Genomic DNA, 8,612 nt, shown 5'->3' with positions numbered 1-8,612 from the left:
TAAATGGGCTGTTTAGCGAATCGTTCAGCAGACCCTAATTAATAAATTTGAGCATATGAAAAATGGTTATTATAAAAATGCTTTTAAGATTAATGATAACCAAATTGTTAAAGTCATGCGTTCAAAAGAAGGAATTGCCAATCAGACTAAAGACTTTGAAACCTTTAATTATCAAATAGGAGAAAAATCAGCCGAGCTGCTTAAAAATAGAAGCTTAAAAGCACTTGTTCTAATCCTGGAAGAGCCAGATCAGTTTGTCTGCTTACCAACCTCATTTATTTTAGATAAGGTTCTTCGAAAATCATATCAGGGTAAAAACAAAGACTATCAGTTTAAGATAAAAAGAGATGAACAGCAGCTCTTATTAACAGTCAAGGGGAGAAATGCTACACAGAAGAGTGATATAAAGAAATATGAAGGTGATATTCACCTTAGGATTCTGAAGTAGTATGTGGGAACATAGGGAGGGAAGATAATGACTCTAAATATGAATCTATGGAAAGTGAAAGGAAATCAATTAGAAGAAGTTTCAAAAACTCGGTTGAACAGTGAGGACCGTTTAGAGAGCTGGATTGCAAAGGATAGTAGTATTATGGGGCTTGATATTTTAATTTTCGGTAGACAAGTTGTTACTAGTTTTGGTGGGAGAATTGATCTGTTGGCCATGGACATTGAAGGCAACCTTATCATACTAGAATTGAAAAAAGATAAAACTCCAAGAGATATAGTTGCTCAAGCATTAGATTATGCTTCATGGGTTAAAGATTTATCCTATAAAGAAGTTCGGGATATAGCTGTAAATTATTTAAAAAGTGACTTACAACAAGCTTTCTATAACAAATTTCAATCACATCTTCCTGAGGAAATAAATAAATCACACAGTATTGTTATTGTTGCATCTGAATTAGATCAATCATCTGAAAGAATTGTTCAGTACCTTTCCTCTGAATATGATATAAACATAAATTGTATTTTCTTTGATTTTTTCAAAGAAGGAAGTAATGAGTGGTTAGGTCGTTCATGGCTAATGGACCCAGAGGAAATTTCAGAACGAGCTGGGGATAGGAAGAAATCTCCTTGGACTGGTATATATTTTGTTAATATTGGTGACGAGCACTGGCGAAGTTGGGACGACTGTAAAAAATATGGCTTCTTAAGTGCAGGTCAAGGTATAAGATACATTAAACAAATTAAAAAGTTAAACATAGGAGACAGAATATTAGCCTACTTGAAAGGTAAAGGCTACGTTGGCTATGGTGTTGTAACAGCAAATGCAGTTATGGGGAAGGATTTTCAATTAGAAGATGGTACATTTTTATTTGATTCTCCGCTAGAACAGACCAATATAAAAGAAGATAAAGATAATCCTGACAAGGCAGATTGGATAGTGGGGATTGATTGGAAAAAAGCTTTTGATAGAGAAAATGCAGTCACAAAGCCAGGAATTTTTGCTAATCAAAATATAGTCTGTAAGCTGAGGAATGAAGATTCACTTGAATTTTTGGAGAAACACTTTCCGTTAGGTGAGGAGTGAATATAATTTCAATATTGCTAGAACACACCAATGTTAAAAAAGTGATACAGGGAAGGTTCAGTTAAGCATTAGTATAGTAGAACAAATAAATTTATAAACAAACTTAAAGAAAGAAGTATCTGATCTCAGTTCATAAAACAAGGTAAATGCTATCTAAGGGATATGAAATGGTTAAAAAAATGTTGTGCAGGATCATAAGTTTCTGTTGTACGAGAGAAAAATTAGAGTTTTGATTTTATAAAAACATTGATAGTTGTGAGGTGATCTTTTTGTTTATTCTTGATAAGAACAAAAATCGAATTTCCAAATTGGAGCAGAAAACTTTTTCAGAACTTGGATTTAGGGAAAGAGAAAATTTACAGGAATGGATAGCTTACAATCCTGAAGTATTTGAAGAAGATTTGCTAATAATTCAAAAGGAATTCAGTGGGTTTAATGATACAAATGAAAGATTGGATTTGCTGGCTCTGGATAAGCAGGGTAACTTGGTTGTTATAGAAAATAAGCTAGATGACTCTGGCAGAGATGTTACGTGGCAGGTCCTAAAATATGCTTCCTACTGCTCTAGTTTAACTAAGGAACAAATCAAGTCAGTTTATCAAGATTATCTTAACAAATATGAGCCAAATACAAGTGCAGAGGACAAGTTAAAGGATTTCTACGATAATGAGGATTATGAGGAATTGATTCTCAACAAAGGACACACACAAAGGATTATAATCGTTGCTGCAAACTTCAGAAAAGAAGTTACATCAACGGTTTTATGGTTATTGAACTATAAACTTCGCATTCAATGTTTTAAAGTGATACCGTATGAGTTAGACGACAATCTTTTTTTAAATATTGAGCAAGTTATTCCTATGAAGGATTCTGAAGAATATATCATTAGCATGGCTGAAAAGAATCAAGATGATATTGATATCCAAGTTCAGTCCAAAAATAGGCATAATGTTAGAATCAATTTTTGGAATCAATTGTTACCAGAGATGAACAAAAAATCCGACCTATTTAAAAATATTAGTCCTTCAAAAGATAATTGGATTGGAACTGGAACTGGAATATCAAATACAGCCTATAATTTTGTAATGTCAAAATCATATGCACGGGTTGAACTATATATTCAACGTCCCATTAAGAATGAAAACAAATTTATTTTTGACGAATTATATAAACTAAAGGATTCAATTGAAGAGAAATTCGGAGATTCTTTGCATTGGGATCGTCTTGATGATAAGAAAGCATCCCGTGTTAAATTTCAAAAGGATAATGTGGATGTATTTAACCAAGATGATTGGGATGAAATGATTATATTCATGGTTGATTCTATGATTAGGTTAGAACATGCATTTAAAGAAAGTCTTTCTGAGGTACGGCAAAAATTAATTAGTAGGCTAAATCAAGGAGATGTTTAGTGAAATTGTATCTGCAGTGTTTAAGGGTTTCTATAGGATAAAGTGATGGAGGGATCAAAGGTAGACCCCCAGTGATTGGAAGCATTACTGCTTTGGGGTCTGGAAATGAAGCCTCCGACTATTTAAGACACTATGGAAAAACCAATAGCTTTGAATTGTAATAGAAGAAATTCCACCAGCTTTCATTCCAAAAGTGAGTAAGAGTATTGCTTTCTAGCCTCCTGTATAGGGGCTATTTTTCTTTGATTAATTTCTGAACAGCGGGTATATCAGCAGGAGCCCATTTCAGAGAATCAAGGTTTTCTGATTTAAGCCAGATGAGCTTGGAATGCTCTTTTGGTGTTGGAGTGCCATGAATGTTTTTCGCCATGATGGCAACTAGGTTGATGATGAATGTATCGTATTCATGGGTGTTTTCATGGAATAGATCTTCCGTTTTTATCGTGCAACCCAACTCTTCTTCAATCTCCCGTGTTAGTGCTGAATATATATCCTCACCTTCTTCTACTTTTCCACCAGGGAACTCCCAATGGTTGGGTAAAGACATCTCTGGGGAACGAAGAGCACACAAGATTTCCTTTTTGTCGTTCTCAATGATGGCTGCTACTACTTTTAGGGATTTTTTCATGAGTGGGCCTCCTTGGTGGTAAACCTATGTGTGAATGATAGCATTTTTTAAGAATGGCAGCATCTCAAAGAGGTTTAAACCTTTATCAGTTTCGCAAAGTGTCATCAACCAAAAATCGAGATCAAGTGTTTATTTGGGAATTTATAACTATATTATCCTTATTTTGTATCATTTTTACATTTTTCAAAGCCTTTCGACAAAAGTAGACAAATACTCACTTTGGCTAATGGTAAAATTAAGGAAAAAAGAGGTGAGTAGGATGTTTACAAATACGAAGAAAAAATATCTATCTACAACGGCACTTTCCAAAAGAATTAAATAAACCTGTTAAAGAAGTATTTGAAACACTTCTCCAACGTGGGTTTGTTGAAAGAGAAAACGATAATTGGATATTGACGGCTGAGGGGAAGAAGATTGGTGGAACAGTGAAAAAACTTCCAAAAGCGGGGGAGTACATAGCTTGGGATGAAAGTATTAAGGATCATGATATGTTTTCTAATCAAAACGAGAAACTAATCAATGCGACTGCACTCAGAAAACATTTTGGAGTCTCTAAGTTTAAAATGAACCCAATTTTATCTGAGCTGGGATTTGTACAAAAGGCTGTAAATGGTTGGAATGTCACGAAGCTAAGCCTTAGTATTGGTGGAAAGCAATTGGAATATGAACAAACCGGTGTCCCATATGTCAATTGGCCACAGAGTATTTTAAGTAATAAAAGATTAGTAGAAACAATTAATTCCTTAAAGGGAACGGAACAGGAAGAGCCCACAACCGAAAATGATTCAGGTAATTCTTTAGGATTTAGAGAAAAATTTAAGGCGAAACATAGAACAGCAGATGGTCACTATGTTCGGTCCCGAGCAGAGATGCTAATCGACAACTGGTTATATATGTCTGAAATAGTACATGCCTATGAGAGGAAGCTCCCTGTCGAAGAAGATGTTTATACTGATTTTTATCTGCCTGTAGGAAAGGTGTACATAGAATACTGGGGATTAGAAAATGATCCCAAATACATAGAACGGAAAAAAGAGAAGCTAAGGATCTATGAAAAATACGGTTTTAACTTAATCGAAATTCAAGATACAGACATTCAGAACTTGGACGATATTTTGCCTAAGAAATTGTTGAAGTTTGGGATTCAGGCTTATTAATTTAAAAAAGCAAGAGAATCGAAAGTCTCTTGCTTTTGGGTATGGAAAATGGACTGAGGTGAATTAGAATGAATATCTACAAGCATCTTATTTTTATAAAAGGTGAAGATAAAACGGACCAAGTAGAAGAGTGCACCTATGAAAAAGGAAAATGGAAGGTGAATTTCTCTAATTCCAATAGAGTGTTCACTTACAATTATGATAATGTAGAAAAATTCTATGTAAAAGAGATGATGGACCCTTCTTACAACATTGTTTATCAAAATACTCAGCCAATCTCAGGTATTAAAAATATAATTGTGTTTGATAACCATGTGAGGCTAATTTTTGGGACAGGTTATAAGAACACTTATAAGCTGAGTGAAATAAGGATTGAACAGTCTGCTCTAGGTAATCAAAAAGCAAAAAGTTGTTTCGAATATTTGAAAGAGCTATCTAATCATGTAAGCGTTAAAGGTGAAAGCGAAAGAAGCTTTTTGAACAAGCAATATAGTAGTATTTCTAATATTTCTCCTAATAGTGTGTTAGCGGCTTACTTAGAAAGAAAACCGTTTGTATCGTACAAAAATGAACTGCATCCTATCTTTCCATTTGGCTTTAATCTAAGTCAGAAATCAGCTACGGAAAAAGCATTAAAAGAACAAGTCAGTGTTATTGAAGGGCCTCCGGGAACTGGGAAGACCCAAACCATTTTAAATATTATTTCAAATGCAATTATAGAAAATAAGACAGTTGCCGTTGTTTCCAATAACAATTCGGCAACAGCCAATGTGTTAGAGAAATTAGATAAATATGGTGTTGGGTTTCTAGCAGCCTATCTAGGAAACAAGGATAATAAAGAGAAATTTTTTTCTGAACAAGTTGACGCTTATCCTAATATGGACGAATGGTCCTTATCCCCTGAAGAATACCAACAAACAAAAACAGAACTACGGGAAGCTCAAACAAAATTAGATTCCATATTAGATTTGCAAAACAGACGAGCAAAGCTCAAAAGTATGCTTTCAGATCTTAAAACTGAACAACAATATTTCAATCAATATTATGCGGAATCTAATTTTAGTGATATAAAATTTCGTACTGCTTATAAAATTAAGGCTGACAAGGTATTGAGGATGTTAATAGAATGCAAACATAATTCAAATGATGGGAAATTAGGCTTCAAAAGTAAAATCTATAATTTTTTTGTATATGGAGTGTATAACTTTAAGTTTTATAAAAACACCTCTGAAGTTATCATTTCTTTTTTACAGAAATTGTACTATGAAAGCAAGATATCTGAATTAAAGAGGAAAATTGATCGTTTGTCCGAAAGACTAGAAAACTATAATTTTGAAAATGCCATGAAGGATTATAGTCAATCCTCAATGGAATTACTAAGGGCAAAACTCGCTGACAAGTACGTCTCTAATGGTCAAAGAGCTTCATTTACAAAGGATGTCTTATGGAAGAATTTCGAGCGATTTATTGGTGAATACCCTGTTATATTAAGTACAACGCATTCATTGAGGAGTTGTGCTTCTAAGGATTATCTTTTTGATTATGTAATTGTTGATGAGGCTTCACAGGTAGATATAGTCACTGGTGCATTAGCCCTATCGTGTGCAAGAAATGCCGTAATTGTGGGGGATGAAAAGCAACTACCTAATGTAGTACCATCCGAAATTGCAAGTATAACTGATTCTATTTTCACAAACAGTTTATTGGATTCATCCTATCAGTATAGTAAACATAGTTTACTAACTTCAGTGCTGAGCTTATTTGAGGACATACCCAGAACCCTTTTAAGGGAACATTATAGGTGCCACCCGAAAATTATAAATTTTTGTAATCAAAAGTTTTATAATAACGAATTAGTGATTTTGACGGATGAAGATTCTAATGAGACACCGCTAATTCTTTACAAAACTGCAAAGGGAAATCATGCCAGAGGAAAAATAAATCAAAGGCAAATTGATGTCGTTATTCAAGAAATTCTACCAAGTCATCAGAACGCTGGGACGATAGGTATTATCTCTCCTTATCGAGATCAGGCTGACGAATTAGTGAAAGCAATTAAGGATTCTGATATTGAAGCGGACACTGTACATAAATTCCAAGGACGAGAAAGAGATGTAGTCGTTCTTACAACGGTGTCTAATGAAGTCATAGCCAATGATTTTGTGGATGATCCAAACCTAATTAATGTGGCAGTATCAAGGGCGGTGGACAAATTAATTGTTGTTGTCTCTGAAGGAAGCGAGAAATGGAAGGGGACAAACATCGGTGATTTAATTAGGTACATGCAATACAATAATTTTGAACAGGTTGAAAGCCAAATTTATTCTGTATTTGATTTATTGTATAGTGGTTATTCTGATGAATTGTTAAAAGTGTTGAAATCTTCAAAGAAGGTTTCAGACTATGCATCAGAAAACCTGATGAACATGGTTATCGAGAAGGTTTTAAATTCACCTGAGTTTCGGGGGTTAGATCGAGTTCTCCATCAACCATTAAGAATGCTCATAAAGGATACCTCAAAGCTTTCAGAAGAAGAACGGCAATACGCCATGAATATCCTCACCCATACTGATTTTGTTATTTTTAACAAAGTAGATAAAATGCCAGTGTTAGTTGTAGAAGTTGACGGACACGCATACCATGCTGATAATCCAAAACAGTTAAAACGGGACAAGATGAAAGATGAAATCCTAGCTAAATACGATATTCCAATTTTAAGAATGAAAACAACAGAGAGTGACGAGGAGAAAAGGCTGAAGGAGAAGTTGGGAGAGGTAATGGGTAGGGAAGTTTAATTTAATAATTATCTTCAATGTTGAAAGTCATTTTTATCATCACTATCTAATTTAAATAAAAGGTTATTCGGGTGAGGGACAGACTTCCAGTATTCATTATGAGCTTCTTCAACATTCACAGCATTCATAACCTGTTTTTTTGCCTTTGCAATGTCTTCAAATAGATTGAATGATTTTCTATATTTCATGTAAATAGAAAGATGCGATCTTTTAAATCGCAAGTTTTTGTTTTCTTGAAGACATAATTCAGTGAGTACTATTTTTTCATAAGACGTAAAGTTGTTTGCACAATAAATGGCTAGGACAAGACTTTTAACATTCAATCTGTCTGCAGCTTTGTAATAGGCAGCAGGTATAACTTGTTTATACATATAGTTTTGAATCTTTTTTGCATCTTCTCCAATTTCAATGCTAATTTCATTCTTACTCATTTTATACTCGTGAATTAGTTCGTGGATAAGGATCTCTTTATAAATTGGTTTCTCCCGATTTGCAAGAGCCCTTTGCAAGATTGCTAGTTTTCGTTCCTTTTCTGACTGGAATGATTCAACCAGTGTACAGTATAATGGTTTTTTTTCATTAAGTAACCTTATACCGTTAAGATATTTAAACCCTCCTACTAGGTTGTAATTTCCATCATTCCTTTTTTCTAATGTGATGAAGGGTGTTTTTGCCTTTTTCATTAATTCTGAATAATTAAATGCAGTTGACCTAGTGACAGTATCCTCATAAAACATGTATATTTTTTTGGGAGAAACATAGGTGTTGGTCATGTTGCCATCCTCCTTTTAGATACTTCAATATATGGCGGGGGAGTTTTGTCCTATTCCAAAAAGGAAGATAATTAATAGTTAGGGGGATTTTTATGTTTAATTTTTTCAAAAAGAAAGGCTCTAGGGTGACTAACAATACTATTGTTATGGAAAAGAAACCATCCCAGGATTTTTCAATTGATCTTAATGTAGATGAAATGAAAGTTGGTGCTCTTGTTCAAACGTCGATGATGAAACTAGCAAAAAATAATCTACTTCCCCCTTGGGAACGGTGCACTGTCACCACCCGAAATATGTCGAATGACATAAAGGG

At 34.2% G+C, this 8,612-nt stretch carries 8 protein-coding genes; 6 read left to right on the top strand and 2 right to left on the bottom strand.

The window, feature by feature from the left end:
- Positions 1–55: 55 nt before the first annotated feature.
- From RZN25_17445 to RZN25_17435, 3 genes are all read left to right on the top strand, one after another.
- Positions 56–448 (top strand): hypothetical protein, encoded by a 393-nt coding sequence (locus RZN25_17445; GenBank protein MEQ6378593.1) that lies wholly within the window; start codon positions 56–58, stop codon positions 446–448.
- A gap of 27 nt (positions 449–475) precedes the next feature.
- Positions 476–1,534, top strand: coding sequence for a DUF91 domain-containing protein (locus RZN25_17440; protein ID MEQ6378592.1), 1,059 nt, complete (start codon positions 476–478; stop codon positions 1,532–1,534).
- A gap of 269 nt (positions 1,535–1,803) precedes the next feature.
- On the top strand, positions 1,804–2,946 hold the full coding sequence (locus tag RZN25_17435; GenBank protein ID MEQ6378591.1) for a DUF4268 domain-containing protein: 1,143 nt from the start codon (positions 1,804–1,806) through the stop codon (positions 2,944–2,946).
- A 232-nt stretch (positions 2,947–3,178) separates the two neighbouring features.
- On the opposite strand, the gene RZN25_17430 is transcribed toward RZN25_17435, so the two are convergent.
- Complete coding sequence (locus tag RZN25_17430) at positions 3,179–3,574, bottom strand: (deoxy)nucleoside triphosphate pyrophosphohydrolase (protein MEQ6378590.1); 396 nt, start codon at positions 3,572–3,574, stop codon at positions 3,179–3,181.
- A 425-nt stretch (positions 3,575–3,999) separates the two neighbouring features.
- On the opposite strand from RZN25_17430, the gene RZN25_17425 reads away from it, so the two are divergent.
- Both RZN25_17425 and RZN25_17420 read left to right on the top strand, forming a co-directional pair.
- The gene (locus tag RZN25_17425) at positions 4,000–4,731 is read left to right on the top strand and encodes a glycerol kinase (protein ID MEQ6378589.1); all 732 of its coding nucleotides are present in this window, start codon (positions 4,000–4,002) and stop codon (positions 4,729–4,731) included.
- Between the two features lie 68 nt (positions 4,732–4,799).
- Entirely contained in the window at positions 4,800–7,526 is a 2,727-nt protein-coding gene (locus RZN25_17420) for an AAA domain-containing protein (protein MEQ6378588.1), read from the top strand.
- 14 nt (positions 7,527–7,540) lie between these two features.
- Here the strand turns inward: RZN25_17420 and RZN25_17415 are convergent, their stop codons facing one another.
- A complete protein-coding gene (locus RZN25_17415; GenBank protein MEQ6378587.1) occupies positions 7,541–8,299 on the bottom strand; it encodes a hypothetical protein in 759 nt (252 codons plus the stop codon).
- A gap of 92 nt (positions 8,300–8,391) precedes the next feature.
- Between RZN25_17415 and RZN25_17410 the strand changes: the two genes are divergently transcribed.
- The coding region (locus RZN25_17410) for a hypothetical protein (protein ID MEQ6378586.1) at positions 8,392–8,612 on the top strand (221 nt) is incomplete at its 3' end.

Source organism: Bacillaceae bacterium S4-13-56, from assembly GCA_040191315.1.
In the GTDB taxonomy this organism is placed as follows: Bacteria; Bacillota; Bacilli; order Bacillales; family JAWJLM01; genus JAWJLM01.
Note: the sequence above shows the minus strand (reverse complement) of the source record. Positions and strands in the feature narration are given on the sequence as shown.

Coding starts and splice junctions, on each gene's coding strand:
- RZN25_17445 (MEQ6378593.1), top strand. CDS start 56: ATGAAAAATGGTTATTATAAAAATGCTTTTAAGATTAATGATAACCAA.
- RZN25_17420 (MEQ6378588.1), top strand. CDS start 4,800: ATGAATATCTACAAGCATCTTATTTTTATAAAAGGTGAAGATAAAACG.
- RZN25_17415 (MEQ6378587.1), bottom strand. CDS start 8,299: ATGACCAACACCTATGTTTCTCCCAAAAAAATATACATGTTTTATGAG.
- RZN25_17430 (MEQ6378590.1), bottom strand. CDS start 3,574: ATGAAAAAATCCCTAAAAGTAGTAGCAGCCATCATTGAGAACGACAAA.
- RZN25_17440 (MEQ6378592.1), top strand. CDS start 476: ATGACTCTAAATATGAATCTATGGAAAGTGAAAGGAAATCAATTAGAA.